General features: G+C 72.4%; 30 protein-coding genes and 2 pseudogenes. 20 read left to right on the forward strand and 12 right to left on the reverse strand.

Annotated features, from left to right (window positions below; all coding sequences use genetic code 11):
* Positions 1-177: 177 nt before the first annotated feature.
* The 3 genes from ACFP2V_RS11840 (at position 178) to ACFP2V_RS11850 (ending at position 2267) form a co-directional block, all read left to right on the forward strand.
* Positions 178-1116 carry a PAC2 family protein gene (locus ACFP2V_RS11840; RefSeq protein WP_381209662.1) on the forward strand — a complete coding sequence of 313 codons (939 nt, stop codon included), beginning with the start codon at positions 178-180 and terminating at the stop codon, positions 1114-1116.
* 96 nt (positions 1117-1212) lie between these two features.
* On the forward strand, positions 1213-1833 hold the full coding sequence (gene coaE, locus ACFP2V_RS11845; protein WP_381209665.1) for a dephospho-CoA kinase: 621 nt from the start codon (positions 1213-1215) through the stop codon (positions 1831-1833).
* A 50-nt stretch (positions 1834-1883) separates the two neighbouring features.
* The gene (locus tag ACFP2V_RS11850) at positions 1884-2267 is read left to right on the forward strand and encodes a tetratricopeptide repeat protein (RefSeq protein ID WP_381209668.1); all 384 of its coding nucleotides are present in this window, start codon (positions 1884-1886) and stop codon (positions 2265-2267) included.
* Positions 2268-2381: 114 nt separating this feature from the next.
* On the opposite strand, the gene ACFP2V_RS11855 is transcribed toward ACFP2V_RS11850, so the two are convergent.
* The gene (locus tag ACFP2V_RS11855) at positions 2382-2645 is read right to left on the reverse strand and encodes a DUF6343 family protein (RefSeq protein ID WP_381209671.1); all 264 of its coding nucleotides are present in this window, start codon (positions 2643-2645) and stop codon (positions 2382-2384) included.
* Between the two features lie 154 nt (positions 2646-2799).
* Here ACFP2V_RS11855 and ACFP2V_RS11860 point away from each other — a divergent pair, with 154 nt between their 5' ends.
* A complete protein-coding gene (locus ACFP2V_RS11860; protein WP_381209674.1) occupies positions 2800-3489 on the forward strand; it encodes a class I SAM-dependent methyltransferase in 690 nt (229 codons plus the stop codon).
* A 100-nt stretch (positions 3490-3589) separates the two neighbouring features.
* Positions 3590-4045 (forward strand): DoxX family protein, encoded by a 456-nt coding sequence (locus tag ACFP2V_RS11865; protein WP_381209677.1) that lies wholly within the window; start codon positions 3590-3592, stop codon positions 4043-4045.
* 138 nt (positions 4046-4183) lie between these two features.
* Here ACFP2V_RS11865 and ACFP2V_RS11870 read toward each other — a convergent pair whose 3' ends face one another.
* On the reverse strand, positions 4184-4864 hold the full coding sequence (locus tag ACFP2V_RS11870) for an RNA-binding S4 domain-containing protein (RefSeq protein ID WP_381209680.1): 681 nt from the start codon (positions 4862-4864) through the stop codon (positions 4184-4186).
* 191 nt (positions 4865-5055) lie between these two features.
* Here ACFP2V_RS11870 and ACFP2V_RS11875 point away from each other — a divergent pair, with 191 nt between their 5' ends.
* Both ACFP2V_RS11875 and pip read left to right on the forward strand, forming a co-directional pair.
* The gene (locus ACFP2V_RS11875) at positions 5056-5817 is read left to right on the forward strand and encodes a uracil-DNA glycosylase (protein WP_381209683.1); all 762 of its coding nucleotides are present in this window, start codon (positions 5056-5058) and stop codon (positions 5815-5817) included.
* Positions 5818-5876: 59 nt separating this feature from the next.
* Positions 5877-6842, forward strand: coding sequence for a prolyl aminopeptidase (gene pip / locus ACFP2V_RS11880; RefSeq protein ID WP_381209686.1), 966 nt, complete (start codon positions 5877-5879; stop codon positions 6840-6842).
* Positions 6843-6907: 65 nt separating this feature from the next.
* On the opposite strand, the gene ACFP2V_RS11885 is transcribed toward pip, so the two are convergent.
* Both ACFP2V_RS11885 and ACFP2V_RS11890 read right to left on the reverse strand, forming a co-directional pair.
* The gene (locus tag ACFP2V_RS11885) at positions 6908-7372 is read right to left on the reverse strand and encodes a GNAT family N-acetyltransferase (protein WP_381209689.1); all 465 of its coding nucleotides are present in this window, start codon (positions 7370-7372) and stop codon (positions 6908-6910) included.
* On the reverse strand, positions 7369-7785 hold the full coding sequence (locus ACFP2V_RS11890) for a RidA family protein (protein WP_381209692.1): 417 nt from the start codon (positions 7783-7785) through the stop codon (positions 7369-7371). Before ACFP2V_RS11890 ends, ACFP2V_RS11885 begins: the two co-directional genes overlap by 4 nt.
* Positions 7786-7994: 209 nt before the next feature.
* Here ACFP2V_RS11890 and ACFP2V_RS11895 point away from each other — a divergent pair, with 209 nt between their 5' ends.
* From ACFP2V_RS11895 to ACFP2V_RS11920, 6 genes and pseudogenes are all read left to right on the forward strand, one after another.
* Positions 7995-8744 carry a nucleotidyltransferase family protein gene (locus tag ACFP2V_RS11895; protein WP_381210350.1) on the forward strand — a complete coding sequence of 250 codons (750 nt, stop codon included), beginning with the start codon at positions 7995-7997 and terminating at the stop codon, positions 8742-8744.
* A 10-nt stretch (positions 8745-8754) separates the two neighbouring features.
* Positions 8755-9420: pseudogene (locus ACFP2V_RS11900) on the forward strand (DUF5753 domain-containing protein); the annotation flags it as partial.
* A complete protein-coding gene (locus ACFP2V_RS11905; RefSeq protein WP_381209695.1) occupies positions 9417-9629 on the forward strand; it encodes a DUF397 domain-containing protein in 213 nt (70 codons plus the stop codon). The pseudogene ACFP2V_RS11900 and the gene ACFP2V_RS11905, both read left to right, overlap by 4 nt.
* A gap of 493 nt (positions 9630-10122) precedes the next feature.
* Positions 10123-12009, forward strand: coding sequence for an FUSC family protein (locus tag ACFP2V_RS11910; RefSeq protein ID WP_381209698.1), 1887 nt, complete (start codon positions 10123-10125; stop codon positions 12007-12009).
* 136 nt (positions 12010-12145) lie between these two features.
* Positions 12146-12835: a DUF899 domain-containing protein gene (locus ACFP2V_RS11915; protein WP_381209701.1), complete on the forward strand. Its 690-nt coding sequence runs from the start codon at positions 12146-12148 to the stop codon at positions 12833-12835.
* A gap of 191 nt (positions 12836-13026) precedes the next feature.
* Positions 13027-13212, forward strand: coding sequence for a hypothetical protein (locus ACFP2V_RS11920; RefSeq protein WP_381209703.1), 186 nt, complete (start codon positions 13027-13029; stop codon positions 13210-13212).
* 51 nt (positions 13213-13263) lie between these two features.
* On the opposite strand, the gene ACFP2V_RS11925 is transcribed toward ACFP2V_RS11920, so the two are convergent.
* Entirely contained in the window at positions 13264-13701 is a 438-nt protein-coding gene (locus tag ACFP2V_RS11925; protein ID WP_381209706.1) for a hypothetical protein, read from the reverse strand.
* Positions 13698-14429: an ATP-binding protein gene (locus tag ACFP2V_RS11930; RefSeq protein ID WP_381209709.1), complete on the reverse strand. Its 732-nt coding sequence runs from the start codon at positions 14427-14429 to the stop codon at positions 13698-13700. Before ACFP2V_RS11930 ends, ACFP2V_RS11925 begins: the two co-directional genes overlap by 4 nt.
* 201 nt (positions 14430-14630) lie before the next feature.
* On the opposite strand from ACFP2V_RS11930, the gene ACFP2V_RS11935 reads away from it, so the two are divergent.
* The 3 genes from ACFP2V_RS11935 (at position 14631) to ACFP2V_RS11945 (ending at position 16814) form a co-directional block, all read left to right on the forward strand.
* Positions 14631-15491 carry a helix-turn-helix domain-containing protein gene (locus ACFP2V_RS11935; protein ID WP_381209712.1) on the forward strand — a complete coding sequence of 287 codons (861 nt, stop codon included), beginning with the start codon at positions 14631-14633 and terminating at the stop codon, positions 15489-15491.
* Positions 15492-15581: 90 nt separating this feature from the next.
* Positions 15582-15797, forward strand: coding sequence for a DUF397 domain-containing protein (locus tag ACFP2V_RS11940; RefSeq protein WP_381210353.1), 216 nt, complete (start codon positions 15582-15584; stop codon positions 15795-15797).
* A gap of 210 nt (positions 15798-16007) precedes the next feature.
* On the forward strand, positions 16008-16814 hold the full coding sequence (locus ACFP2V_RS11945; protein WP_381209715.1) for an SAM-dependent methyltransferase: 807 nt from the start codon (positions 16008-16010) through the stop codon (positions 16812-16814).
* Between the two features lie 43 nt (positions 16815-16857).
* On the opposite strand, the gene ACFP2V_RS11950 is transcribed toward ACFP2V_RS11945, so the two are convergent.
* Both ACFP2V_RS11950 and ACFP2V_RS11955 read right to left on the reverse strand, forming a co-directional pair.
* Entirely contained in the window at positions 16858-18354 is a 1497-nt protein-coding gene (locus ACFP2V_RS11950; RefSeq protein WP_381209717.1) for a glutamate synthase subunit beta, read from the reverse strand.
* Positions 18355-18582: 228 nt separating this feature from the next.
* Complete coding sequence (locus tag ACFP2V_RS11955; RefSeq protein WP_381209720.1) at positions 18583-19062, reverse strand: anthrone oxygenase family protein; 480 nt, start codon at positions 19060-19062, stop codon at positions 18583-18585.
* Between the two features lie 145 nt (positions 19063-19207).
* Between ACFP2V_RS11955 and ACFP2V_RS11960 the strand changes: the two genes are divergently transcribed.
* From ACFP2V_RS11960 to ACFP2V_RS11970, 3 genes and pseudogenes are all read left to right on the forward strand, one after another.
* Positions 19208-19840 carry a nucleoside/nucleotide kinase family protein gene (locus ACFP2V_RS11960; RefSeq protein WP_381209724.1) on the forward strand — a complete coding sequence of 211 codons (633 nt, stop codon included), beginning with the start codon at positions 19208-19210 and terminating at the stop codon, positions 19838-19840.
* Between the two features lie 106 nt (positions 19841-19946).
* A complete protein-coding gene (locus ACFP2V_RS11965) occupies positions 19947-20375 on the forward strand; it encodes a CBS domain-containing protein (protein WP_381209727.1) in 429 nt (142 codons plus the stop codon).
* 162 nt (positions 20376-20537) lie between these two features.
* A pseudogene (locus ACFP2V_RS11970) lies at positions 20538-20696 on the forward strand (SAM-dependent methyltransferase); the annotation flags it as partial.
* A 67-nt stretch (positions 20697-20763) separates the two neighbouring features.
* Here the strand turns inward: ACFP2V_RS11970 and ACFP2V_RS11975 are convergent.
* A complete protein-coding gene (locus ACFP2V_RS11975) occupies positions 20764-21654 on the reverse strand; it encodes a carbohydrate kinase family protein (protein ID WP_381210356.1) in 891 nt (296 codons plus the stop codon).
* A gap of 117 nt (positions 21655-21771) precedes the next feature.
* The gene (locus ACFP2V_RS11980; protein WP_381209730.1) at positions 21772-22680 is read right to left on the reverse strand and encodes a pseudouridine-5'-phosphate glycosidase; all 909 of its coding nucleotides are present in this window, start codon (positions 22678-22680) and stop codon (positions 21772-21774) included.
* 323 nt (positions 22681-23003) lie between these two features.
* On the opposite strand from ACFP2V_RS11980, the gene ACFP2V_RS11985 reads away from it, so the two are divergent.
* Positions 23004-23432 carry a VOC family protein gene (locus ACFP2V_RS11985; protein WP_381209733.1) on the forward strand — a complete coding sequence of 143 codons (429 nt, stop codon included), beginning with the start codon at positions 23004-23006 and terminating at the stop codon, positions 23430-23432.
* Between the two features lie 11 nt (positions 23433-23443).
* Here the strand turns inward: ACFP2V_RS11985 and ACFP2V_RS11990 are convergent, their stop codons facing one another.
* Both ACFP2V_RS11990 and ACFP2V_RS11995 read right to left on the reverse strand, forming a co-directional pair.
* A complete protein-coding gene (locus ACFP2V_RS11990) occupies positions 23444-23998 on the reverse strand; it encodes a methylated-DNA--[protein]-cysteine S-methyltransferase (protein ID WP_381209736.1) in 555 nt (184 codons plus the stop codon).
* Positions 23999-24146: 148 nt separating this feature from the next.
* Positions 24147-25019, reverse strand: coding sequence for a glycerophosphodiester phosphodiesterase (locus ACFP2V_RS11995; protein WP_381209739.1), 873 nt, complete (start codon positions 25017-25019; stop codon positions 24147-24149).
* Positions 25020-25341 lie beyond the last annotated feature (322 nt).

A 25341-nucleotide genomic window follows, 5' to 3' on the forward strand; every position in this document is an offset into this window, starting at 1 on the left:
GTGATCCGACCGGCCGGGAGGCTGCCCCGCCGGCCGGTGCCGGTGCCCGGGCCGGTGCCGGAGGGCGGTGCTCCGCGTGAAGTCCCGTGAGAACGCGGGCATTCGAAGGTGAACTCCGGGAATGCCGGTGCCGCGCGTCACGTTGTCCACTAGGAAACACGAGGAGGGGCGGTCACTGTGCTTGATCCGCAGGGTTTGTACGCATGGGAGCCGAAGGGACTGGCTGTCGTCGACATGGCGCTCGCCCAGGAATCGGCCGGTCTTGTCATGCTCTACCACTTCGACGGATACATCGACGCGGGCGAGACCGGCGACCAGATCGCCGAGCGGCTGCTCGACTCGCTGCCCCACCAGGTCGTCGCCCGGTTCGACCACGACCGGCTCGTCGACTACCGGGCCCGCCGCCCTCTGCTGACCTTCACCCGCGACCGCTGGACCGACTACGAGGTACCCACGCTCGAGGTGCGGCTGGTCCAGGACGCCACCGGAGCGCCGTTCCTCCTGCTGTCCGGGCCGGAGCCGGATGTGGAGTGGGAGAGGTTCGCCGCCGCGGTGCGGCAGATCGTGGAGCGGCTCGGCGTCCGCCTGGCGGTGAACTTCCACGGCATCCCCATGGGCGTCCCGCACACCCGCCCCGTGGGCATCACCCCGCACGGAAACCGCACCGACCTCGTCCCGGCCCACAGCAGCCCCTTCGAGGAGGCGCAGGTGCCCGGCAGCGTCGAGGCCCTCATCGAGTACCGGCTCATGCAGGCCGGACACGACGTGCTCGGAGTCGCCGCGCACGTGCCGCACTACATCGCCCGCTCCGCGTACCCGGACGCGGCGCTGACCGTCCTGGAGACCATCACGGCCGCCACCGGCCTGGTCCTGCCCGGTGTGGCGCACTCCCTGCGCACCGACGCCCACCGCACCCAGACCGAGATCGACCGCCAGGTGCAGGAGGGCGACGAGGAGCTCACGGCCCTCATCCAGGGCCTCGAGCACCAGTACGACGCCGCCGCGGGTGCCGAAACCCGGGGCAACATGCTCGCCGAGCCGGTGGAGATCCCGTCGGCGGACGAGATCGGGCTCGAGTTCGAGCGGTTCCTGGCGGAGCGCGAAGGCGATATCTGAGACGACTGGGACGCCGGGGGCCTTCGCGCTCCGCCCGGCGCCGCGTGCCGGGTCCCGCCCGGGGCGCCGGCGGCGACAGGCCCTAAGCTTTCGGACATGCTGACGGTGGGACTGACCGGTGGGATCGGTGCGGGCAAGAGCGAGGTGTCTCGGCTGCTCGTCGAGTGCGGCGCCGTACTGATCGACGCGGATCGCATCGCGCGCGAGGTCGTCGCACCGGGGACACCCGGTCTCACGGCGGTCGTGGCGGCCTTCGGCGAGGAGATCCTCACCGAGGACGGCAGCCTGGACCGGCCGAGGCTCGGCGCGATCGTCTTCGCCGACGCGGGGAAGCTCGCCCTCCTCAACTCGATCGTCCACCCCCTCGTGGGCGCACGCTCCCGAGAGCTGGAGGAAGCCGCCGCCGAGGACGCCGTCGTCGTCCACGACGTCCCCCTCCTCACGGAGAACGGCCTCGCGTCCTTCTACGACCTCGTGATCGTGGTCGACGCGAGCGCCGAGACCCAGCTCGAGCGACTCGTCGGCCGGCGCGGCATGAGCGAGGAGGACGCCCGCGCGCGGATGGCCGCCCAGGCGACGCGCGAGCAGCGCCGGGAGATCGCGGACATCGTCCTCGACAACGACGTGCCCTTGGACGAGCTGGCGCGGCGGGTGAAGGACATATGGGCCGAGCTCGTACGCCGGGCGGGGGCGGACCGGCGGCCCGCGCGGGAATAGGGGCCCCCGGCCGGGGCGTTGAACCGGTTCGGCGAGGGAAGGATGCAGCTGTGCCCGAGATCGGTGGTTCGACCGGACGTACACCGGAGACGCATGTCATCGACTTCCGTGCCGCTGAGCAACTGCTCGCCTCGCGGGACCCGCGGGGTGCGGTGAAGCTGCTCGACGGGGTCATCGACGCGTACCCGGAGAACACGGCAGCGCGGTTGCTGCGCGCGCGTGCTTTCTTCGCGGCGGCCCAGCTGCGCCCCGCGGAGCTCGAGTTCTCCATTGTCCTGGAGCGCGAACCGGACAACGCCTTCGCGCACTTCGCGCTCGCCCGCACCTACCAGCGGCAGAGCCGGCCCGACCCCGCCAGGCGCCACTTCCGGCTGGCCGCCGCCCTGGACCCGAACCCGGAGTACCTGAAGGCCGCGCGCTTCGACGACAACTGAGCGGGCGGCCGGGACGGCAGCCGGGCGGGCAGCAGGGACGGCATCCGGGCGGGTCCGCGCCGCTCCCCGACCCCGGTCACGGCGTCCGCCGGGTCACAGGTCCTGGTTCGCCGGTCACAGCGTGTCCCTCGGCGGTTCGTACGGGGGCACGTCGCGGCCCGGCTGGTAGTGCGCCCCCTGACGGAGGTGCCGGACGATCACGATCAGGTCGATGGTGACGACCAGCCACAGCAGCGCGCAGACGAGCGCCCAGCCCGGATACCCGGCGAGCGCGAACGCCACCGTCCCGAAGACCGTCCAGACCTCGCCCCACACGCTCAGCCAGAACCGCATGCGCAGCGCACTGCGCGCGGTCCTCGGCTCACTGCCCGTACGCATCGCATCACCGCCATTCTCCTCCTCACGGTACTCCGGACCGCCGGGAACGACTCCCGCGTCCCCCGAAGGCCAGCCGTCACTCGGTCGAGTGAACCGGGAGGGTAGTGGGAACGGGCTTGCGGATCCGGTCCGTTGGACGGGCATGAAGCTGAAAATGCGTGAAGGGTACGAGGGGACGGGCCCCGGGGCGATCACCCCGGACGGCTGCGCGGTGGAGCTGTACTCGCGGCTGTCCGTCGGGGACGAGCCGGACATCATCGCCGCCGCGGTGCCGAAGGGCGCGAGCGTCCTGGAACTGGGCAGCGGCGTGGGCAGGATGACCCACGCACTGCTGGAGCGCGGATTCACGGTCACGGCCGTGGACGAGTCCGCCGAGATGCTGGAGCGCGTGCGCGGGGCGCGGACCCTATGCGGCCCCATAGAGAAGTTGCGGCTGGACGAGACGTTCGACGTGGTGCTGCTCGCCTCGTTCCTGGTACACGCGGGCGACGCGGAGGTGCGGCGGGGGCTGCTGCGCACCTGCGTGCGGCATCTGGCGGAGGGAGGGTGCGTACTGATCCAGCGGGAGGGCGAGGACTACCACACCAACGTGCCGCGCGAGCGGGTGGACCCGGCGGGCTTCACCGCGCGGATCGTGTCGGCCGAGCCGGTCGGCGACGGGGTCGACGCGGTGCACGCGGAGTATGTGTTCCCGGACGCGGTGTGGACACAGACGTTCCGGTCGCGGCCGTTGACGAAGGAGCAGTTCGAGGAGGCACTGGGGGAGGAGGGGCTGCGCGTGGACCGGTACCTGACGGAGGACGGGATCTGGGTGAGGGCGGTGGCGGCGGCGACCGCTGACTGAGCGGAAACCCCGGAATCCCGCCTGGTCGGCGATGAGTTCGGGGGCGAGGGGTGGTCTACCTCTACGACAGCGACACCGACCGCTTCCCGCAGGAGACACCATGTCCGAGCACACCACCCCTGCCGTATCCGCCGCTTCCACCCCGTCCGCGTCCCCCTCCGCGTCCGCCGGTGGGCGGTGGGCCGGTGTCGCGCTGCGCGTCGTACAGGTGGTGCTCGCGCTCTTCTTCGCCTTCGCGAGTGCCCTGCCGAAGCTCATCGCGCACGCCTCGGCCGTCGAGCCCTTCGACGACATGGGCTGGGGCAGCGCGGGGATGTACGCCATCGGCGTGCTGGAACTCGCAGGTGCGATCGGCCTGCTGGTCCCGGTGCTGCAGTCGGCGGCCGCGGTCGGGCTGAGCGCGCTGATGGTGGGGGCGTGCGTGGTGCAGATCGTCGTCTTCGACGGTCAGTACGCGATGACCCCGCTCCTTCTGATGGTGCCGCTCGTGCTCATCGCCTGGGTACGACGGGAGCACAACGCTGACCTGCTGCGGCTGGTGCGCCGCCAGGGGTGAGGGAGAGCGGTGCGGGCCGGCCCCGGCGGTGTGGTTCGGCCCCGGTAAGACGGGAGTGCCCGCCGGGGCGGCGTCCGGGGCATCCCCGGGTTCGGCCTGGGCTCAGGGACCGCCCCGGTACCGTGCGCCGCCGGTCGTTCAGGGCCGCTGCCGTTTCTTCGAGGCCGGTCGCCGGCCACGGCCGCCGGCCTCGGCCGGTGCGTCGGATCCTTCGAGGGCACCGGGGAGGTCAGGGCCGCTCAGGCCCCCTGGGCCGCCCAGGCCGCGGAGGCGTTCCAGCTCGCGGCGGTCGCGCTTGGTCGGGCGACCCGCGCCGCGGTCCCGGATGCCGGCCGGGGCGACGGCGTCGCGGGGCGGGGGCGGCGGGGAGTTGTCGATGTAGCACTGGACCGCGACCGGGGCGCCCACCCGCTTGCGGATCAGGCGCTTGACGACGACGACCCGTTCCCGCCCGTCATGCCGCAGACGCACTTCGTCACCGACGCGCAGCGAGTGCGCGGGCTTCACCCGCTCACCGTTCACGCGTACATGGCCACCGCGGCAGGCGTTGGCACCGAGGGAACGGGTCTTGACCAGGCGTACGGACCAGATCCAGCTGTCGGTCCGGACGGTCTCGCCGCTCTGCGGTCCGGCGGCCTCGGCAGCAGCCACGGCGGCGGCGGTCTTCGGGTCCGGAGCGGCTGTCCCGCCCGAGTCGGGGGAGACCTCGTCAGCGCGCGCGGAGGGAGGCGCGGAAGCGGTTTCCCCTGTGGGGGCCGCCTTCTTCGCGGTGTCCCCGCCGCCACGCGTCCTGCCGTACTCCGCACCCTCAGAAGCCATGGTCCCGACTTTAGTCCTCCGGGGCGGCCCGGTGAGAAGGGATTTCGGTCGCCGCAGGGGAGCCGGCCGAGAGGCCTGGGGCAGCCCTCGGCGCCGGTCGGGGGAGCCGTCGGTGCCGGTCGGCCGGCATCCGCGGACTTGTGGGCGCCCTCAGTCAGGGACGGCTGGGCGGCGCGTCCTACCGTGGAGTCATGGATCCCAGCGGCCTCCCCGATCCCCCTGCCCCCTCCTGCGCACACGTCTCACCGAGCCTCTCCGCTCTCGACCGGCGTATCGCCGGCTGTCGTGCCTGCCCGCGGCTGGCGGACTGGCGGGAGGAGGTCGCCCGTACCAAGCGCGCCGCGTTCGCCGACTGGACGTACTGGGGACGGCCGGTGCCGGGATTCGGGCCGCCGGACGCCCGGCTGCTGATCGTCGGGCTGGCGCCCGCCGCGCACGGCGGCAACCGCACCGGGCGGATGTTCACCGGAGACCGTTCCGGAGACGTGCTGTACGAGGCGCTGTACGACGTCGGTCTCGCCTCGCAGCCCACCTCCGCACATGCAGAGGACGGTCTGGAACTGTACGGCGTACGCGTCACCTCGCCCGTGCACTGCGCCCCGCCCGCCAACAAACCGACCCCCGCGGAACGGGACACCTGCCGGCCCTGGCTGCTCCAGGAGCTGCGGCTCCTGCGGCCGACGGTGCGGGCCGCGCTCGTCCTCGGCGCCTTCGGATGGCAGGCCGCCCTGCCCGCGTTCGCCGAGGCGGGCTGGACCGTACCCCGCCCCCGCCCGGCCTTCGCCCACGGCACCCGTGTCACGCTTCCCGCTCCGGAAGGCGACGACCTGCACCTCTTCGGCTGCTTCCACGTCAGCCAGCGCAACACCTTCACCGGCAAGCTCACCCCCGCCATGCTGCGGGAGGTGCTGCGCACGGCGGCCGAAGCGGCGGGAGCACCCACCCGGAAATGACGGGAGCGCCCACCCGGAAAGGAGAGGAGCCCTCGCGACATGAGCACTACGGTGTCCCGATGGGCCTCTACCCGCACATCGAACCGTACGACCACGGCATGCTCGACGTCGGCGACGGCAACCATGTGTACTGGGAGACCTGCGGGAACCCGCACGGCAAGCCCGCGGTGGTGCTGCACGGCGGCCCGGGCAGTCGCGCGAGCCCCGGTCTCCGCCGCTTCTTCGATCCCGCCGCGTACCGCGTCGTGCTCCTCGACCAGCGCGGCGCCGGACGGTCGACACCGAGCGCGGCCGACCACGCCACCGACATGAGCGTGAACACGACCGCCCACCTCATGGCCGACCTGGAGCGGCTGCGCGCCCACCTGGACATCGAGCGGTGGCTGGTGTGGGGCATCTCCTGGGGATCGGCGCTGGGACTGCGGTACGCGCAGACGCACCCCGGGGTGGTGACCGAGCTGGTGCTGACCGGGGTGGCCACCGGCTCCAACCCCGAGGTGGCCCTTTTGACCCGTGGGCTGGGGAAGATCTTCCCGGAGGCCTTCGAACGCTTCGTCGGCGAACTTCCCGCCGGTGAACGCGACGACAACCTCGCCGCCGCCTGCAACAGGCTGCTCGAGTCCCCCGACCCGGAGGTCCGGGAACGGGCCGCACGGGCCTGGACCGACTGGGAGACGGCGATCATCCCCGCGCCGCCGGACTCGGTCGCGCGCTTCCAGGACCCGGTGTTCCGCAGGGGCTTCGCCCGCACCGTCACCCACTACTGGGGCAACGACCACTTCCTCGGAGAGGGCAACGACGAAGGCGTGGTCCTCCGCGACGCGCATCTGCTGAAGGGCATCCCCGGCACCCTGGTCCAGGGCAGCCTCGACCTCGGCAATCTGCTCGGCATCGTCTGGCGGCTCCAGCACGCCTGGCCGGACGCCGAGCTGACGGTCGTCGACGAGGCCGGCCACGACGCCGGGGCCGTCGGGGACGACGTCCTGGTGGCGGCGACGGACAGGTACGCGCGCACCGAGGCCTGACGCGTACGCGTGCGGCGGGTGCCCCACAGGGTGCGCCTCCCACAGGAGGCCGCCCCACGCCCGCTCTACGGCCGCCACACGAACCGCACGTCCGGCTCCCGCTCCTCGTTCCGGCTCCCGTCGGTCCACTCGACGGCCTCGAAACCGTGCCGCTCGCAGAAGCGGTGCGCGGGCCCGTCGACCTGGAAGGTCCACAGGAAAAGGCCCTCGGGGCGGTGCTCCTTGGCCAGGGCGACGAACCGGTCGCCCAGTCCGCGCCCGCGCCACTCGGGGGCGAGGTACAGCTGCGCCGGCTCCTCGTCCTCCAGCACCATCACGCCGACGACGTCCCCGCCCTCCGTCTCCGCCACCCATGTCTCGCGCAGCGGCACGAGGACATGACGGAAGCAGCCGTGCACCTCGTCGTCGGACCGGGGCCGGACCACGCCCGGCAGGGCCGCGGCGAACGACCGCAGCCAGACGCCGGCCGCGGGGGCGGAGTCGGCGGGCAGGGCCCGGCGCAGGTCCACCGCCCGGTCCTCGATGATCACGACTCCGCCGCCGCGTCCGGCACGACGGCCGTCGCGGTGATCTCGACGAGCTGCCCGGGGTAACCGAGGCAGGCCACACCGAGCAGGGTCGACGAGTGCGGCCCGGTACTCAGCCCGGACGCTTCGACGACGTCCCACACGGCGGAGAGCGCGGCGGGCTCACCGCTCACGACGTACACGTCCGTCGACACCACCTGTGACAGGTCGCTTCCCACCGCACGCACCTGCTCCTCGAGGTTGGCCAGCACCTGCTCGGCCTGCCGCACCGGATCCCCCTCCCCGACGAGCTTCCCGCCGGCGTCGAGCGGAACCGACCCGGCGAGAAACGCCAGCTTGGTGCCCGCCTCGACGACGGAGGCATGTGAGTAGAGGGGAGGCGGAAAGAGACCGGGGACGGTGACGCGCTGGATCATGAGGGATCTCCGAATCGAGGCACGACGGACGAACTCCCGATCATGCGGGCGCCGAATCCGCCGCCGCACCCGAATTTCCCTTCGCCCGAGCCGAGCCGCACCGGTACCGTCCACACCCGCACACCCGCACACCCGCACACCCCTGACTGTCAGGAGACCCAGCAGTGTCCGTGCCCCTGCCCTCCCTCCCGGACCAGGCCTTCCTCGAGATGACCGCCGACCGGCTCGCCGCCCTCCCCGGCGTCCGCGCCGTCACCCTCGGCGGCTCACGTGCGCAGGGCACCGATCGGCCCGACAGCGACTGGGACCTGGCCGTGTACTACCGGGGCGAGGGCGCCTTCGACCCCGACGACCTGCGCGCGGTCGGCTGGGAGGGCGAGGTGTCCGACATCGGCGGCTGGGGCGGCGGCGTGTTCAACGGCGGCGGCTGGCTGACCATCGACGGCCGCCGGGTCGACGTCCACTACCGCGACCTCGACGTCGTCGAACACGAACTGGCCGAGGCGGAGCAGGGCCGCTTCCGCGTCGAGCCGCTGATGTTCCACCTCGCCGGCATCCCGACGTACCTCCTGGTCGCCGAACTGGCGATCAACCGCACCCTGCGCGGCGAACTGCCCCGCCCCGCCGCCTACCCACCGGCCCTGCGCAAGACCGCCCCGCCCCGCTGGTACGGCACGGCCGCCGCCACCCTCGCCTACGCCAAGGCCGGCCACGCCCCCAAGGGCGCCGTCACCCAGGTCGCGGGAGCCATCGCCGTCGCCGCGACCCAGACCGCGCACGCGGTGATGGCGGCGCGCGGGGAGTGGGTGACGAATGAGAAGGGGCTGGTCGGGCGGGCGGGGCTGACCGACGTGGACGCGCTGACGGAAGGCCTGACGCGGAGCCCGGACGCTCTCGTCCGGGCGGTCGCGGACGCCGAAGCCCTGCTGCGCCGGGCCGTGCCCTGCGCGCCGTCGTAGGTGTGGAACTCGTCCAGCACCCCCGCCGAGGTTCATCGACAAGGCGGATGAACTGCTGGACGCGGGTGGGCTGTTGAAGGCGGGGAAGGCGGAGGTGGCTCGGGCGCAGTATCCGGCGTTCTTCCGGGACGCGGCGCGGTTGGAGGCACAGGCGGTCGAACTCCACGTGTACGCCACCAGGACCGTCCCTGGACTGTTGCAGACCGAGGAGTACGCCCGTGCCGTGTGCGCGATGTGGCGCCCTTTGCTGGACGAGGCGATCATCGAGCAGCGCGTCGCCGCCCGCATGGCGCGGAAGGACATCTTCGCCCGACGCCCGGCACCGCACCTGACCTTCGTGATCGATGAGGCGGTGCTGCACCGCCCACTCGGCGGCGAGACCGTTTGGCGGGGCCAGACGGAACACCTCATGCTGGCCGGGGAGCAGCGGAACGTCGAGATCCAGACGATGCCCCTCTCCCGCAGGCAACATGCAGGACTGGCCGGTCCGTTCACCTTGATGGAGACCAGGGATGAGCGGAGGATCGCCTACACAGAGGTGCAAGGCGACAGCCACGTCCACACCGAGCGCGGGAAGGTCCGGGAGCTTGAGGCTGCGTACGGAAGTCTCCGAGCGCAGGCGCTCACACCGGCTGAATCGCTCTCGTTGATCGAGAAGTTGTTGGGAGAGGGATGAGCGGGGAAACGACCGGGCGAGACTTCGACAACCTGGCGTGGTTCAAGAGCAGTTACAGCGCCGGGGACGGTGGAGAGTGCGTTGAGGTAGCCGCCGGGAGCGGTGTCCTGTGCGTACGTGACTCGAAGGACAAGGCAGGCCCGATGCTCGGCCTCGCGCCGGAGGCGTGGGCGGAGTTCGTCGGGTTCGCCGCAGGGCACACCGCGTAGAGCGAAGAGCGTCGCGGTGCCCCGTGACCGCCGACCTGGGTCACGGGGCACCGGCGTGCCTACGAGGACTGCGACGGCGACCAGCGGCCGGCCGCGATCTCGGGGTCCGGGCGGGCCTGGAAGTGAGCGTGCGCGGCCGCCGCACCTTTTCTCGCTGCACCGCGGCCTCGGGCGACCGCAGCCGGATCTCCGAGTCGACCACCGACGCCTTGACGACCTTCACCGCCGCGGGCCTCCCGTCCGGCGACTTTTCGAGGTGGACCGGGCCCATGGGAGGGACGAGCGACCCCGGTCCTGCGGGACCCCACGGAACAAGCGCATCACGGACCGCGTTCCTTCAGAACGCACTCTTTGCTCGCATCGTCACGCCCCGGAAACGCGACCGTTCCCTTCCCTCAGGCAACCCCGCCTACCGTGGACACCGCGCCCCCGCCCGGTCACCGTCGCCCGCGAGCCCGACCCCGCCCCGCCCCGACGAGACGACTGGAGCACCGTGTCCCGCAGCACGCCCGCCGTACCTCTCTGGCTCGCCCACGCCCTGCGGGCCCAGCGCGGACCGGTCCCGTGGAGCGCGGTCACGCGGGGGGCGCTGGGCGGCGGGCCCCTGTTGGTCGCCGCCGTGCTCGCCGGGTGGCCCACCCTCGGCGTCGTCGCCGCCATCGGCGCCATGTTCGCCGGGCTCAACGACCGGCCGGGCAGCCGACGCGTCTCCGTCAGCCGGATCGGAGTGCCCGCGCTCGCCGGGGCGGCCGGGCTCCTCGTCGGGACGTACACGGGGGACCACCTCCCGGCCGTGCTGCTGACGCTGACACTGACCGGGTGCGGGCTGGTCGCCGGCGCGGTCAGCGCGCTGGGTCCCATCGGCTCCGCCGCCGGGATCCAGTTGCTCGTCGGGGCCGCCGTCGGCGCCGGGATGCCCCTGCCCGAACCCGGAGGGCAACGGGCGCTCGCCTTCCTCGCCGGAGCCGCGTGGCTGCTCCTGCTGCGGCTGGCGCTGCCCGCTCCGGGGTCCCTCGCAGGAGACTTCCGGTTCGACGGCGAGCGGCATGCCGTGGCCGGCGTGTACGAGGCCGTCGCCGCGCTGCTCGACGCCACCGGCTCACCCACCGCCACCGCGCGGCGCGCCGCGCTCACCGCCGCCCTCGACCACGCCCAGGACGTGCTCGCCGGACCCCGGCTGCGGCGGTACGCCGGTTCCGCGGCCGAACGGCGACTGCACGCGCAGTACGCCGCCGCGCTGCCGCTGGCGGAGGCCGCGACCGCGCTGGCCTGGGCAGGGGAGGCCGTACCGGCTCGCGCGTCCGAGGGGCCCCGGCGGCTCGCCGTCGCCGTACGCGGCGGCGTCCCCAGCGGGCCGCTGCCCGCACCCTCCCGGTCCGTCCCCGCGCTGCGCGCCCTCGACGACGCCCTCCTGCGCGCCGCCGTGGCCTTCGACCGGGCCGACGGCGGCGACCTGCACACGCGCCGCCGGTCCCGCGCCGCTCTCACCCGTACCCTCCTCGGCACCCGGGGACAGGAGTACGGCCTGCGGGTCGCCCTCTGCTTCGGCGTGAGCGTCGCCGTCGCCCAGGCCCTGTACCACGCCCGCTGGTACGGGCAACACGAGTACTGGTACTGGCTGCCCGTCACCGCCGTCTTCCTCGTCAAGCCCGACCTCGGACCGCTCGCCTCGCGGGTGCTGAACCGGGCTGCCGGAACCGTGCTCGGGGCGCTCCTGTTCGCCGGGTTCGCCGCCGTGCTGCCCCGGCCGGAAGGGCTCATCGCGCTGGTGGCGGTCAGCGGGGCGCTCATCCCGGTCGCCGCCCGGCACTTCGCCGCGCAGACCACCGTCATCACCGTGCTCGTGCTCGCCCTGGTGATGGTGGGCGGTGAACCGCAGGCCTCCGTGGCACGGATCGGCGAGACACTGCTGGCCTGCGCCATCGTGCTCGTCGTCGGACACCTGCCGATGCCCGTGCGGCGCGGCGGCGCCATCCGGGTCCGGCTCACGGAAGCGGGGGACGCCGCGTACGCGTACCTCGCCCATGTGCTGGACGGGTCCGGCGACCGCGCAGCCCGCTGGGTCCTGCGCCGCGAGGCCTACCGCGCCCTCGCCGAGGCCCGCGGCGCCATCGCGCTCGCCTCCGCCGAACTCTCCGCGCTCGCCCGGCACGCCGACGGCGCGGACGAGTTCGCCGCCCTCCTCGAACGGCTCGTCGACACCACCACCGCCTGCGCCGTCCACCTCGACGACACGGGACGGCTCGACGCCCGTCACGCCGAGCAGCTCGCCGAACTCCGGGACGCCCTCGACCGGCGCCGCGAGCGCGTCGGGGTCCGGCTGCCGGAGCTGCCCGTCGCCGGGCGAGCCGATGATGGGGCGCGGTCCGTGCGGCCGTGAGCGGCCGGTGATTCCCGACGCACCCGCGCCCGCACGACCGGTGCGAAAAATTTCGGAACCGGGCGGGCGAGTTGCGATGAGTTCCGGTGACGGCGCCGGTCACTCCTTGCAACGGGACTGTTGCACAGGAGGAACCATGTCGCTTCCGGAGATCGTCTCGCGCGGGGACTGGCGCGTGGCGCGTGCGGAACTGCTGGTCAAGGAAAAGGTCGTCACCCGCGCGAAGGACGCGCTCAACGCCGAGCGGCGCCGGCTGCCCATGGTCGGGATCGACCGGGAGTACGTGTTCGAGGGCGGCGACGGCAAGGCCGGGCTGTCCGATCTGTTCGAGGGGCGGCGGCAGCTCGTCTTGTACCACTTCATGTTCGCGCCCGAGTGGGACACCGGGTGCCGCAGCTGCTCCGGGTTCCTGGACCAGATCGGACACCTCGCCCACCTGAAGGCCCGCGACACCACCTTCGCGGCCGTCTCCCGGGCGCCGTACCCGAAGATCCTTCCGTTCAAGGCGCGGATGGGCTGGACGCTGCCCTGGTACTCCTCCTACGCCGACGACTTCAACAAGGACTTCGAGGTCACCCTCGAGCGTGACGGAGAGCTGGTCGAGCGGCCGGGCCTCAGCTGCTTCCTGCGGGACGGGGGCCGCGTCTTCCACACGTACTCGACCTACGAACGCGGCCTCGACGGACTCGGCTCGACCACCAGCCTGCTGGACCTCACGGCGCTCGGCAGGCAGGAGGAGTGGGAGGACCCCGAGGGGCGCGCGTCGGCTTTCGGGGCCCCGGCGGGCAGCGAGCGCATCCGCTATCACGACGAGTACGACGGGTAAGACGAACGAGACGAGTGCGATGAGTGCGGAACCTCGTGCAGAGAGTGACCACATGTTCGAGAGAGTGGAGAGTTCGCCCACTCCTGAGGGTGAACGGGTGTCAACCACGTCTCAGTAGCGTCACTGAGCGAGGCGTTTTCCCGCCGTCGGCGTTTGACTCTACGAGTGCAACGCCGAAGGAGAGGCAGCAGGTGAACGGGCGAACGGTGCTTGAACGCTTTCCCGCGGGTGGCCCGCGGGGCTCCTGGCCCGCGGAGGAGTTCGCGCGGGCACGACGCATGGAGGGCCTGCTCGCCGAGGTCGTCATGGACCTCACGACCGACACGTTCCTGGTGATCGTCCGCGGTGGCGACGGCAGCGCCGACGCGGCCGCGTGAGCCCGCACGGGGCACGGCGGTGCGAAGCGCGCCGCGTAAGGCCCGGGAGCCCTACGCGGTGACCGGGCGGGACCAGCTCGGGGTCGTGTCCGTCAGGCGGCACACCGCCAGGTAGAGCGGTATCGGCGGAGTGTACGGAAGCGTGCCGTCAGGGCGGTGGATCAGGCCGGGGAGGTCCGGGGCGTCCGGTACGACGGCCCCCGTGTCGTACCGCGCGGGGGCGGGCCACTCCAGGGCGTAGTCCGAATCGGACGGAACCAGCCACCACCAGTGCGCCTCATCGGCGTACACGCACCCCACCCGTGGCAGCCGAGGCATGACAAGCGGCCCGAAACGGGCCGGTACCGCCACCGCGTCGCAGCCCATCGGCGCCGTCATCCCCTCGGGGACGGGCAGGCGCAGGAGCGGTGCGGCGGGAGTCCGCGGCCCGCGCTGGAGGCGCACCAGCGTGTTCAGGCTCAGGGGCCGAGCGGTCCGAGCGCCCGTCACACCCGTCCCCCGTCCCGGCGGTACTGGTGCGGGGCCGTGTGCTGATGAATGCGCTGATGAGGAGGTGTGCGCGGAGCGGTCGGGGCCGCATCGCGGTGGTGCCGCTGCTCGGGCTCCCCGCCCTCGTCCTGGCCATCGGCCGGGCCCGGCTTGGGGCGCTCGCCCCAGCCGAGGTCGTTCCGCGGCCCGTCGGACGGAGGCGGTGCGTCGGCCTTACGGGGCAGCTCGGCCCAGACCAGCAGCCCGGGGCCCTGCTCGTGGGCGCCCCAGGCGTGACACACGGCGTCGACGAGAAGCAGTCCCCTGCCGTGCTCCTCCTCCGGCTGCCGCCGGGTGTTCGCACGGGGCCGGCCGGGGGCGCAGCCCTCGTCCCGCACGGCGATGCGCACCAGTTCGTCGCCGTCGTGCAGCTCGCAGACTATGTGGCTGCTCGCCGTGTGCACGATGGCGTTGGTGACGAGTTCGGAGACGACCAGAGCCGCTGTGTCGCAGGTGTCCTCGCACACCGACCAGCCGGTCAGCCGGGCCCTCGTCAGGCGTCTGGCCTGCGCGGGAGAACCCGGATGGGCGGCCAGTTCGAAGCGGAACCGGCGCTGGACAGCAGCCCCTGCGGGGTCGGCGGCTCCCGAGGCGGGGCCAAGACCGAAGGGGCGCGCAGCGGCGTCTGTTCCTAAGGGCACGGACGGAATCACGCTTGCCACTATCGCCCCGCCGTGCACACTTGGCAAGTGTCACTCTGAAAAGTCCAGAGTGCCGTGTGACGGTCTGGACGGCCGTGGCACACTGCTCGTAACAGCACCCCGCGCGGCGCCAGTTGAGGTCATCGAAGAAACCTTCGAGTGGTCTTGGGTTGGCGCCGCAGGGCTGTCGGGGCTGTCGGAGCTGTCAGCTTCGGGAACGTCAGGAAACCCTTTTCGTGGAGGTGGAGCGTGAGCGAACCGCGGTCCGCGCCGACGGTCGGCCAGGTCGTCCTCGGCCGGCGCCTGCTGGATCTGCGGGAAAGCGCCGGCCTCAAGCGTGAGGAGGCCGCACGCGTCCTGCGCGTCGCCCCCGCCACGATCCGGCGCATGGAGATGGCCGAGGTCGCGCTCAAGATCCCGTACATCCAGCTTCTGCTGAAGGCCTACGGGGTCTCCGACAGCGAGGCCGACGCCTTCGTACAGCTGGCGGAGGACGCCAACCGGCCCGGCTGGTGGCAGCGCTTCCACGAGATCCTGCCCGGCTGGTTCTCGATGTACGTCAGCCTCGAGGGCGCGGCTACGCTCATCCGCAGCTACGAGCCCCACTTCGTCCCCGGTCTGCTGCAGACCGAGGAGTACGCACGGGGCGTGCTGCGCTCGGGGGCCATCGGGCAGACCCGGCCCGAGGACATCGAGGGGCACGTCGCCCTGCGCATGCAACGGCAGGATCTGCTCACCCGTGACGACGCGCCCCGGCTGTGGGTCGTGATGGACGAGACGGCGCTGCGCCGTCCGGTCGGCGGCCCGGAGGTGATGCGTGCCCAGATCGACAGGCTTCTCGAGGCCACGAAGCTGCCCAACGTGACACTGCAGGTCGCCCCGTTCGCCGGCGGACCGCACCCCGGCACGTACGGGCCGTTCGTGCTGTTCCGATTCGCCATGCCCGAACTGCCGGACATGGTCTACAGCGAGTACCTGACCGGCGCCGTCTACCTGGACGCGCGTGCCGAGGTGGCGACCCACCTCGAGGTCATGGACCGCATGGCGGCGCAGGCCGCTACAGCACATCGCACGAAGGTGATCCTCAGGGATCTCCGCAAGGAGCTGTGAATGAACCACATCAAACCCCTGTCCCTGTCCTTGTCCTCCCCCCTGCCGGTGCACCCGCCCCGGGCCCGCACCGGGCGGATCTACAACGGCATGCCCGCGCACGAGCTGGGCAGCGAGGGCTGGCACAAGCCCTGGAGCGGTGGCAACGGCGGCAACTGCCTGGAGGCGATGAAGCTCGACGACGGCCGGATCGCCGTACGGCAGTCCACCGACCCGGACGGACCGGCGCTCATCTACACCTCGGCCGAGATGACGGCCTTCATCGAAGGAGCCAAAGCGGGAGAGGCGGATTTCCTGCTGTCCTGACCCTTGTCGACCGTCCTACCGTTGCTTCCCGGCATACACCCGATGTTGCTTGTTCCCCCCTCCCGCCTCCCTTCCCTTCCTCCCTGCTGAGTACGCACCCTCGTCCCCGCGCAGCACTCTGTTCCGGGCATCCCCCGCCCGCTCCACCCACCACACTGGCTCGGCACTGAAATTGATCACTAACAGTTGCAGACACTTACGGAGTTCGTCATGACCGGGCAACAGCACCCCGTCGAGATCGACACGAGCAAGCCGCACACCGCGCGGATGTACGACTGGTACCTCGGAGGCAAGGACAACTATCCCGTCGACGAGGCCATGGGCCGGCAGATGCTCGCCCTCGACCCGAGGGTGCCCGTGATGGCGCGGGTGAATCGCGCCTTCATGCAGCGCGCCACGCGCTGGCTCGCCGGCCAGGGCGTACGTCAGTTCCTCGACATCGGCACCGGCATCCCCACCGAGCCGAACCTCCACCAGGTCGCCCAGGAGATCGCACCGGACGCGCGCGTCGTCTACTGCGACAACGACCCCATCGTGCTGGCCCACGCGGGCGCGCTGCTGCGCGGCACCGACGAGGGGGTGACCGAGTACCTCCAGGCCGATGTGCGCGAGCCGGAGAGAATCCTGGAGGGTGCGCGGAAGGTCCTCGACTTCGACCAGCCGGTCGCGCTCTCCCTCATCGCGCTGCTGCACTTCATCTCCGACGAGGACGGCGCCCACGAGCTGGTCGGCCGGCTGCTCGCCGATCTGCCCTCCGGCAGCTACCTGGTGCTCTCCCACGCGACGTCCGACTTCACCCCTGAGGAATCGAAGGCGGCCACCGAGAAGCTCAAGGCCGCGGGCGTCACACTGGCCCTGCGCTCCCGCGAGGAGTTCACCCACCTCTTCGCCGGCCTCGATCTGGTCGACCCCGGTGTCCAGGTGCCCCACCTGTGGCACCCCGAACTGGGCGAGCCCGTACCCGGCCAGGACGACGGGGTGATCCCGGGGTACGGGGCGGTGGGGCGCAAGGCGTAGACCCTGGGCAGTGCGAGGGGCGGGCGCTGCCCGTCGGTGGGCGTCACACCGTCATCGGGCGGTCGTACGGGCCGATGGGGGCGTGGAGCCGGGTGGTGCCGTCGGTCAGGTGACGGTCGACGGCCGCCGCCACCGCCCGGCCCTCGGCGATCGCCCACACGATCAGCGACTGCCCGCGGGCGGCGTCCCCGGCCGCGAACACACCCGGCACGTTCGTGGCGAAGCCGGCGTCGCGCGCGATCGTGCCGCGCGGCTCCAGTTCCAGACCGAGCCCCGCGACGAGCCCGTCCTCCTGGTCGGGTCCGGAGAAGCCGAGCGCGAGGAGGACGAGGCCGGCGGGCAGGACACGCTCGGTACCGGGTTGAGCGCGGCGCTCCGCGTCCACCCCGACCAGGTGCAACGCCCGGACCCGCCCGTCCGTGTCGCCGGTGAGGCGCAGCGTGGACGCCGCGAACAGCCGCGCGTCGGAGTCCTCGGCCGCCTCCGGTGCCGTCCGCAGCACACCGGCCTCCTCGTGCGCGCCGGACAGCCGGTACAGCTTCGGGTACGTCGGCCAGGGCTCGGTGTCCTCGTCGCGCTCGCCGCCCGGCCGGTCGTAGATGTCCAGCTGCGTCACGGACGCGGCCCTCTCCCGCACGGCCGTGCCCAGACAGTCGGCGCCCGTGTCACCACCCCCGACGATGACGACATCCCGGCCCGCGGCGGACAGGGGGGACGTCTTCAGGTCCCCCTCGCACACCCGGTTGGCCAGGGGAAGATACTCCATGGCCTGGTGAACTCCGGTCAGTTCCCGTCCAGGAACGTCCAGTTCCCGCCACGCGGTCGCCCCGGTGGCGATCACCACGGCGTCGTAACGCGCCCGCAGCCCGGCGGCGTCGACATCGCGCCCGACCGTCGTGGACGTACGGAACTTCGTCCCCTCGGCCCGCATCTGCTCGATGCGCCGCTCCAGATGACGCTTCTCCATCTTGAACGCGGGGATGCCGTACCGCATCAGCCCGCCGATCCGGTCGTCCCGCTCGTACACGGCGACCGTGTGCCCCGCCCGGGTCAACTGCTGGGCCGCGGCCAGTCCGGTGGGACCCGAGCCGATCACGGCGACCGTCCGGCCGGAGAGCCGGTCCGGCGGGGCCGGCCCGGCGAAGCCCTCCTCCCAGGCCCGGTCGGCTATGGCGCACTCGACGTTCTTGATCGTCACGGCGGGCTGGTTGATGGCGAGCACACATCCCGCCTCGCAGGGCGCCGGGCACAGTCTGCCGGTGAACTCGGGGAAGTTGTTGGTCGCGTGCAACCGCTCCGCCGCGGCCCGCCAGTCGTCGCGCGCGACCAGGTCGTTCCACTCGGGGATCAGATTGCCCAGCGGGCAGGCCTCGTGGCAGAAGGGGACGCCGCAGTCCATGCAGCGGTCGGCCTGCGGACCGACGATGGGCAGCAGCGCGCCGGGGACGTACACCTCGTTCCAGTCCCGGACCCGTTCCCCGACGGGCCTGCGCGGCCACTCCTGGCGCGGCGTGGTCAGGAACCCCTTGGGATCGGCCATGGCCGTCTTCCTTGCGCTCTTCCTCATGTACGCGAGTGACAGGCCGTTCGTGGTCGGACGGCACTGCTCGGGGGCCGGGAGGCTTTCACCCCCGGCGTCTCTTGTCTCCGGACCTGTCGCTTCGGACCTGGCGTTCCCATTGGGCTCCGGGGCTCTCCGGCCACGATACGACTGCTCATGCCCACCCGCAGGCCTGCCGGCGGCGCTTTCCGTGCCGTCCGCGTGCCGTCAGGTGAGAGCCGGTACGTACGCCACCGCGGCACCCGTCGAGGCGACCGTGCGCACGTGGTTCCACCGCGTCCACTCGCGCACGTATGCGGTCCCGTACGCGGCGGCCCTTGCGGTGCAGGGATCGAGCCCGGCCAGAGCGTTGTTGCGCGGCACGTTCGCGACCACGGTGACCCCGAACCCGCCGAACAGGTACAGCGTGCTGCCGGCCGGCAGCCACGCCGCGCCCTCGTCCGGCCCCGTCACCAGGGTCACCACGGCGATCGCCGCGCACAGCAGCGCCGAGCCGAGGAACACCAGCATGAAGGGCGCCCGCACCGCGGCCACGTCGACCGACCGCATCGCCGCCACCCCCTGCGCGGGCGGCAGCGCCGCGAGCCCCCTCATCACGAACGTCGAGAAGGCGCAGAAGGCTCCCGCCACCAGCCCGGTCCCGAGTACGCCCAGCACCGTCGGCACGACGTACGGTCCATCCATCACGTTGTCGGCTCCCGTCCGTCCCCGGCCGGACCTCCTCCCGGCGGCCCCTGTCACCACCAGTGAAGCCGGACCCGGGCCCGGCGCCCATGGCCGAGCGTCGCGGGGCCATGCGCGGGCGTCCAGCCGGCCCGCGCATCATGGCGGTGTGCGATTCGAAGCGATCACCTGGGACCGGCTCGGCGACCTCCTCGCCGAGCGTGTGGCGACACTGGAGACGTCCGACGGCGGTCCCTGGCCGCGCGTAGCCTTCGACGGCGCCCCGGCCGCCCGTCCCGAAGACCTCGCCGAACGGGTCGCCGAGGCCCTGCGCGTCCGCGGGTGCCCCTCCCTCGTCGTGGGTGCGGAGGGCTTCCTGCGTCCCGCCTCGGTCCGGCTGGAGTACGGCCACCAGGACGTGGAGTCGTACTACGACGGCTGGTACGACACCGGCGCCCTCCGGCGCGAGGTGTTCGGCCCCCTCGAACCGGGCGGGAACGGACGGGTCCTGCCCGACCTGTGGGACCCCGCCACCGACCGGGCCACCCGCAGCTCCTACGTCCCGCTCCCACCCGGCGGGGTACTGCTGCTGCACGGCCCGCTCCTCCTGCGGCACTGGTTCCCCTTCGACCTGAGCGTCCACGTCTCGCTCTCGCCGGGCGCCCTGCGCCGCCGCACCCCCGAGTCCGGGCACTGGACCCTGCCCGCCTTCGAGCGCTACGAGCGGGAGACCGGCCCGGCCGGCACCGCCGACGTCCTGGTACGCGCCGACGACCCCCGCCACCCGGCGTGGCACGGCTGAGGCCGGGCGAAGGTGCGGGGCCCTGGTGACACGACGACAATGAAGGACGCCGGTACTCGCGGTGCGCCCCGCGCCGCGCCGGCCGTCCGGCACCGGGAGGTATCTCATGACCACCGCCGGAGACATCATGCACCGCGGCGCCCAGTGGATCCCCGCCCACGAGACGCTCGACCGCGCCGCCCAGTTGATGCGCGAGTTGAACGTCGGCGCGCTGCCCATCAGCGACGAGAACGAGCGCCTCTGCGGCATCCTCACGGACCGCGACATCGTCGTCGGCTGTGTCGCCATGGGCCACGACCCGGCCAGGGTCACCGCAGGCGAGATGGCCAAGGGCACACCGCGCTGGATCGCGGCGGACGCCGACGTCGGCGAGGTCCTCCGGGAGATGCAGACACACCGCATCCGCCGGCTCCCCGTCGTCGACGACAAGCGCCTGGTCGGCATGATCAGCGAAGCCGACCTCGCCCAGCACCTGACGGAAGACCAGCTCGCCACCTGGGCCGAGAGCGTCTACGCCAGGGTCCCGTCCGGCTGAACGCGGGCCGTGCCGCGCCCCGCGCCCGTGTGCCGTGCGGCGCCCCGCGCCCGTGCGGCGGCGGATGCCCTGCGTGTCAGAGCCGGCGGCTGCGCCGAAAGGCCCGGTACGGCAGCGGACACGCGACGGACACGACGCCGGTGACCATGCCGTAGCCGTACCGCCGGCGCGGCCCTGGAGTCCGCCACCGTCCGACCGGCCCGGGACCAGCTCGTCACCGCGGGCATCGCCACCGCCCAGGACATCGACCGCCACCTCGCCGACGTCATCGCCGACACCCTGGACCTGGCAACGGCCCCGATGATCTCGGCCTGGCAACGGGGGACGGCGGACGGCGGACGGGCTACGAGGGACGGTGTCGGCGGCCGGCGGAGGCCGGCCCGGGTCGTCAGGTCGGTGGTGGCGGGCGGCCTCCCACCTGGCGCACCGCCAGCGCACCCGCCCTGCATCCCTCCGCCGCCGCGTGTTGTGGATCGGCGCCCGCCATGAGGGTGGTGAGGAACGCGCCCGTGAAGGCGTCGCCGGCGCCCGTGCTGTCCCGGGGTGTCGCCGCTACGGCGGGAACGCGGGCGCACACCTGGCCGGACCGGGCCAGCAGCGCGCCCTCGGCCCCCTGCTTGGCCACGACCAACGGGACCCGCAGGCTCAGCCGCGCCGCCGCGTCGGCAGCCCCCGGCAATCCCGTGAGCAGGCATGCCTCGTCACGGCTGGGCAGCAGGACGTCGACGCCCTCGACGAGGGACAGGAATCGGTCGGCGCCCAGCCGCGTGAGGAAACCGGCCGACGCCGGATCCAGGCTCACCGGCACCCCCCGCACTCGTGCCGCCTTCAGAGCCACCGCCACGAACGCCCGACCCGGTTCGCTGAACAGCAGATAGCCCGACAGATGCAGCCGGGCCACCCCGTCCAGCAACGTGTCCGACCAGTCACCGGGTTCGAGCCGCAGTGAGGCGCCACTGTCGGTGAGGAAGGTCCGCTCGGCCGCCGCGCCCTCGTCGACCAGGCAGATCACGGTCCCGGTCGGCGCCTGTGGATCGACCACCAGCAGGGGACGTACTCCGCAGGCGGCCAGCTCCCGCGTGTGCCACGCCGCCGCGTCCTCGCCCACTCGTCCGAGCAGCCGCACCTCCGCGTCGCCCCAGCACGCCGCCCAGCAGGCCACATTGGCCCCCGCGCCGCCGGGCACCGTCCGGATCGCCGCCGCGGTGTCCGTACCCGGGGCGAGCGGCCCCCGGTGCCGGGCGACCACATCGGTGATGACGTCACCGATGACCAGCAGCGCACCGGACCGCGCACGGGCACCCGTGCCGGAGCGGGCGCCGGTCGCCCCCGCCGCACGGCCCGCCCGGGCAGCGCTGCCGTCTCTGTCACCCGGGACCGCCGCCGTCACGTCGCCTCACGCCCCGGTCCAGGCCGTCGCGATGCGGGCCGCCAGCCGTACGTTGCCCCGGACCGCCGCCAGGTTGGCGGTGAGGGAGGCCCCGTCGGTGTGCCGCACCAGGTGGTCGAGCAGGAACGGAGTGACCGCCTGACCGGTGACGCCCTCCTCCTCGCACGCCCGCAGCGCCTCGTCGAGCACACGGGCGTGCAGCCCGGGATCCAACTGCTCGTTCGCGGGCACGGGGTTGGCCACGATCAGCGCCGACTCGGGTCCGCCGAGGGCGTCCTGCGCCCGCATCACCTCCGCCACCTGCTCCGGCGCGTCCAGCCGCCAGTCCACGGGGTGCCCCGAGTCCGACAGATAGAAGCCGGGGAAGCGGTCCGTGCCGTACCCGGCGACCGCGACTCCCAGGGTCTCCAGCCGCTGCAGCGTTGCCGGTACGTCCAGGATCGACTTCACGCCCGCGCACACCACCGTGATCCTGGTCCGCGCCAGCAGCCCGAGGTCGGCCGACTCGTCCTGGGTCACCGTCCACTCGCGGTGCACCCCACCGAGTCCGCCGGTCGCGAACACCCGTACCCCCGCGAGCGCAGCCAGCAGGGCGGTGGCCGACACCGTGGTGGCACCGCTCGCCCCGGACGCCACCGCGAGCGGCAGGTCGCGATGGCCGAGCTTGCGGATGCCGTCCTCCCTGGCCACCCGCTCCAGCTGCTCCTTGTCCAGGCCGACCCGGGGCCGCCCGTCCAGCACGGCGACCGTGGCGGGAACGGCGCCCCCCTGCCGCACCGCCTCCTCCAGCTCCGTCGCCACCCGGAGATTGCGCGGCCGGGGCAGCCCGTGCGCGATGATCGTGGACTCCAGGGCCACCACCGGCCGACGGGCGGCGATCGCCTCCCGTACCTCTTCGGACACCGTCAGGATCACGTGCCGCCTCCCGTCTGTCGTTCCTCCCTCATCCCTGGCGGGCCAGGTGGCAGGTCAAACCCCCAGGGCCTGTCCGGCGGACCGTGCCGGAGACGCTGGGTCCGGCACGCACTCCCCCCAGCCGCGCTGCCGTCACTCGCCGATTTCCTCCTGCTCGACCGAGCTCGAGCAGGAAGGGCCCGCGTCGGCTCCCTCCTCCGCCGTGCGTCTGCGCGCACCAGACCTCGCTCACCCCAGCCGGGCAGGCACCGGCGGGTTCCTCCGACTCGATCCGCCGGACAGGCCCTTGCGAGCCGCGGTGGATCTCGCGGAGCCTGGGACACATGACGGAGAACACAGCACGTCTCGACCACGTCGTCCTCTGGGTACGCGATCCGATCGCGGCCGCCGGCTTCTACACGAAGGCGGTCGGCCTGGAACCGGTCAGACTCGCCGACTTCTCCGTGGGAGAGGCGCCCTTTCCCTCGGTACGGGTCAACGAGGAGACCATCCTCGACCTCATGCCGTTCGCCATGGCGGAGCGCATGACGATGCTGCCCGGCGCCGCCGAAGCCTCCGGCCATCCCGTCAACCACGTCTGTCTGTCGCTGCCCGCCGACGACTTCGCCGCTCTCCGCAGCCGCCTCGAGGAACAGTCCGTACCCATGACGGACCTCTCGCACGACTCCTTCGGCGCCCGCGGCCTCGCCAGGCGCAGTTTCTACTTCCGTGACCCCGACGGAAACGTGTTCGAGGCACGGCACTACGACTGACATCCCGCTCGTCAGAACAAGGGCTCCGGCAGCACGCCCTCCAAGGCGAGCAGCCGGCGCTTGGCCTCCAGCCCGCCCCCGAACCCACCGATGCCGCCGTCGCTCTCCACGACCCGGTGACAGGGCACGACCACCGGCAGGGGATTCGCGCCCATCGCAGCGCCGACGGCCTGGGCGCCTTCCGGCCGGCCGACCCGGCCGGCCAGATCGCCGTACCCCACGACCGTGCCGTACGGCACGCCGGAGGCCAGTTCGTTCAGGACCTTTCGGTTGAAGCCGGAGATCAGCGACCAGTCCAGGGGCAGGTCGAAATCGCGCCGCTCACCCGCGAAGTACGCCTCGACCTGGCGTATCGCCTCGGTGAGCAGCGGGGAGCCGGGGTCCTCGGCGGGCTCGGTGCCGAGCCGGGACGCCAGCCGTTCCAGCGCGCTGTCGCGCACCTCGTCCCTGGCGTGGAACACGACGTTGACCAGGCCCTCACGGGTCGCGGCCAGCAGCAGCGGGCCGATGCCGGTGCTGACGACGGCCCACACGACCCGCTGCTCGTACTGCCCATGGCTGTCCATGCGCCCCACCGTACGACCCGCCACTGACAACGCCGGACGTGAAGAGCGGCGGGCCGGAGGCGATCGGGTACGAGGGGCGTGAAGGGGCAAGGGGCGTGAAGGGGCAAGGGGTGTGAAGGGGCGAGGGGTGTGAAGGGGCGAGGAGAGATCAGCCGCCCACCGCGTCCCGCACCACGTCGGGCTTGTTGCTGATGATCCCGTCGACCCCGAACCCGGCGGCCCGCCGGGCCGCGGCCGCGTCGTCCACCGTCCAGGTGAGGACCTCCAGAGGCTTGCTGTGCGGTCCCCGGAAGCCCTGGACGGCGGCGACGTAACCGATGGACAGGGAGGTGTGCGAGGGGTTGATCTGGTCGGCGAAGTTCGCGTACTCGGGCAGGTCCTTCACGGGAGGCGCACCGAGGAAGCCGGTCTTCACCCCGGGCTTCAGCTCGTGAACCGTCCGCACGCTGTCCGCGCTGAAGCTCTGCACGACCAGCCGGTTCCTCAGATGCGCGCCGTCGAGCCACCCCTCGTTGCTCAGAACCTTCAGGGTCTCGCCCTCGATGCCGGGGTACAGCTGGGGGCTCTTGATCTCCAGGAGCAGCTTCTGGTCGTGCCGCTCGAGCCGCCGGACGAACTGCTCCAGCGTCGGCACGCGCGTGCCCGCGAACGCGGAACCGAACCAGCTGCCCGCGTCGAGCCGGGCGATTTCCGCGGCGGTGAAGTCCTTCACCTTCCAGGGGGACCGGCCGGGGAAGACCTCCTCGACGTCCGTGGTGCGCGCCAGACTGTCGTCGTGCAGGACGACGAGTGCGCCGTCGTTGGTGCGCTGGACGTCGCTCTCCACCCAGTCGACGCCGAGCTCCGCCGCCTTGTCGGCGGCCGGGAGAGTGTTCTCGGGTGCGTATCCGGAGGCACCCCGGTGGGCGACGACCAGGGGGAGCGTGTCACTGCCGGTGGCACGTGCGGGGGAGAGGGGCAGCAGGAGGGCGGCGGTCCCCAGAAGTGCGGTGGTCGAGGCGGCAACGGTGCGCGCGTGCATGCGTACTCCTCGCGTCGAGCGGGTCGGTCCATCGGCGGGAAGGCGGATCATCGCCGGGTGATCGGCCGGCGTCGGGCGGATCACCGTCCGGTCGGAACATCACGGACAGCTCAACTGTGACAGCAGGGAGTCGACAGGGGGCGGGCGCGGGATGACCACAGTTTGAACAGGCCTGCCCCAACTGCGCACACCGGTACCGCACAAGTGGGGCAAGGACGTGTTTCTTCGGCGGATGGTCGTTCGACCATTCCGGTGAGGTCATACTCTCTGCGTCAACCCTGACCGCCGACGCGGTCCTGGGAGGGGGTTTACAACCGGGAAT

It is taken from the genome of Streptomyces incanus, from assembly GCF_042656345.1.
Lineage (GTDB): Bacteria > Actinomycetota > Actinomycetes > Streptomycetales > Streptomycetaceae > Streptomyces > Streptomyces incanus.

Excerpts from the sequence above, each read along its gene's own strand:
- ACFP2V_RS11870 (WP_381209680.1), bottom strand. The coding sequence starts at position 4,864 with ATGGCTTCTGAGGGTGCGGAGTACGGCAGGACGCGTGGCGGCGGGGAC.
- ACFP2V_RS11915 (WP_381209701.1), top strand. The coding sequence starts at position 12,146 with ATGTCGCTTCCGGAGATCGTCTCGCGCGGGGACTGGCGCGTGGCGCGT.
- pip (WP_381209686.1), top strand. The coding sequence starts at position 5,877 with ATGGGCCTCTACCCGCACATCGAACCGTACGACCACGGCATGCTCGAC.
- ACFP2V_RS11905 (WP_381209695.1), top strand. The coding sequence starts at position 9,417 with ATGAGCGGGGAAACGACCGGGCGAGACTTCGACAACCTGGCGTGGTTC.
- ACFP2V_RS11985 (WP_381209733.1), top strand. The coding sequence starts at position 23,004 with ATGACGGAGAACACAGCACGTCTCGACCACGTCGTCCTCTGGGTACGC.
- ACFP2V_RS11995 (WP_381209739.1), bottom strand. The coding sequence starts at position 25,019 with ATGCACGCGCGCACCGTTGCCGCCTCGACCACCGCACTTCTGGGGACC.
- ACFP2V_RS11860 (WP_381209674.1), top strand. The coding sequence starts at position 2,800 with ATGCGTGAAGGGTACGAGGGGACGGGCCCCGGGGCGATCACCCCGGAC.
- ACFP2V_RS11990 (WP_381209736.1), bottom strand. The coding sequence starts at position 23,998 with ATGGACAGCCATGGGCAGTACGAGCAGCGGGTCGTGTGGGCCGTCGTC.
- ACFP2V_RS11895 (WP_381210350.1), top strand. The coding sequence starts at position 7,995 with ATGACCGCCGACCGGCTCGCCGCCCTCCCCGGCGTCCGCGCCGTCACC.
- ACFP2V_RS11875 (WP_381209683.1), top strand. The coding sequence starts at position 5,056 with ATGGATCCCAGCGGCCTCCCCGATCCCCCTGCCCCCTCCTGCGCACAC.
- coaE (WP_381209665.1), top strand. The coding sequence starts at position 1,213 with ATGCTGACGGTGGGACTGACCGGTGGGATCGGTGCGGGCAAGAGCGAG.
- ACFP2V_RS11865 (WP_381209677.1), top strand. The coding sequence starts at position 3,590 with ATGTCCGAGCACACCACCCCTGCCGTATCCGCCGCTTCCACCCCGTCC.
- ACFP2V_RS11855 (WP_381209671.1), bottom strand. The coding sequence starts at position 2,645 with ATGCGTACGGGCAGTGAGCCGAGGACCGCGCGCAGTGCGCTGCGCATG.
- ACFP2V_RS11965 (WP_381209727.1), top strand. The coding sequence starts at position 19,947 with ATGACCACCGCCGGAGACATCATGCACCGCGGCGCCCAGTGGATCCCC.
- ACFP2V_RS11950 (WP_381209717.1), bottom strand. The coding sequence starts at position 18,354 with ATGGCCGATCCCAAGGGGTTCCTGACCACGCCGCGCCAGGAGTGGCCG.
- ACFP2V_RS11890 (WP_381209692.1), bottom strand. The coding sequence starts at position 7,785 with ATGATCCAGCGCGTCACCGTCCCCGGTCTCTTTCCGCCTCCCCTCTAC.
- ACFP2V_RS11945 (WP_381209715.1), top strand. The coding sequence starts at position 16,008 with ATGACCGGGCAACAGCACCCCGTCGAGATCGACACGAGCAAGCCGCAC.
- ACFP2V_RS11940 (WP_381210353.1), top strand. The coding sequence starts at position 15,582 with ATGCCCGCGCACGAGCTGGGCAGCGAGGGCTGGCACAAGCCCTGGAGC.